Source organism: Acinetobacter sp. TYF_19, assembly GCF_043105125.1.
Taxonomy (GTDB): domain Bacteria; phylum Pseudomonadota; class Gammaproteobacteria; order Pseudomonadales; family Moraxellaceae; genus Acinetobacter; species Acinetobacter johnsonii.
This window is the reverse complement of record NZ_JBICLH010000079.1, coordinates 1-1,000: the sequence shown is the minus strand read 5'-3', so window position 1 is coordinate 1,000 and position 1,000 is coordinate 1. Positions and strand designations below refer to the sequence as shown.

1 protein-coding gene is annotated in these 1,000 nt (G+C 39.1%); it reads right to left on the bottom strand.

Going from position 1 to position 1,000, the window contains the following annotated elements; genetic code table 11:
* A partial coding sequence (locus ACF8FD_RS11660) for an IS30 family transposase (RefSeq protein ID WP_392453409.1) occupies positions 1-949 on the bottom strand: 949 nt, incomplete at its 3' end.
* Positions 950-1,000 lie beyond the last annotated feature (51 nt).

The window sequence follows — 1,000 nt, the reverse complement described above, 5'->3', positions numbered from 1 at the left end:
CAACAGTATAAAATCCAGCCATAACTTCACTCGGTGTATACCAACCTAGTGTTTTTCTAGGACGATGGTTGAGTGCAAATTCTATCTGCTCTATTTGTTCGTTTGACACGTCATCAAACGATGATGATTTTGGCAGATATTGACGGATTAAACCATTCGTATTTTCATTTCTAGCTCGCTGAATAGACTTGTAAGGATCAGCAAAATACGTCTCTATGCCAGCATCAGTAATTCTTTTGTGTTCGGAAAATTCTTTGCCATTATCAAATGTCACACTATAAGCATGGCTCATTTGTAAACAATCTAATGCACAAGTAATCGTTTGAGAGGATGCTCTCGTTGGCCCTAAATGAACAATATGTACATACAGGCTCTTTCGATCAACGAGAGTCAATAAAGCACCTTTATGATGTTTACCAATCACCGTGTCACCTTCGAAATCTCCTAAACGTTGTCGTTGATCAATGACCTGGTCTCGGCAGTGAATACTTGTTTTATCAATGATTTGCCCCCTACGATCCGTGTTTTTGTAACCCCGTTTTCGATATTTCTTCTGATGCCTTAAGTGTAGATGAAGTTTACCGCCTTTTGATTTATCTTGATAAATGTACTGGTAAATCCACTCATGTGAAGGTACATCCAGCCAACCGCGTTGTGTTAAAGCACCTGAAATTTGTTCTGGTGACCAGTCCAAACCAATCAAGTAATCAATATAAGCGAAGGCAAACGCTGTCATGGGTGATGAAGGACGGTACTGTCTTTGACTTGCAAATTTAGCTGCCTGTTGAGCTCTATATCCACGTTGCCCAGTATTTCTTTTTAATTCACGGTAGATGGTTGATCGTGAACGTCCTAACTCCCGAGCAAGGGTAGCGATTGAACTTTTACTTTTCAAAGTAGCATAAATTTCGTATCTTTCATCTTGAGAAAGTTGGGTATATTTCTTCATTGTGTGCTTTCCAATTGCGAGTTGAAAAAGTCTAATGATTCTATGAATACA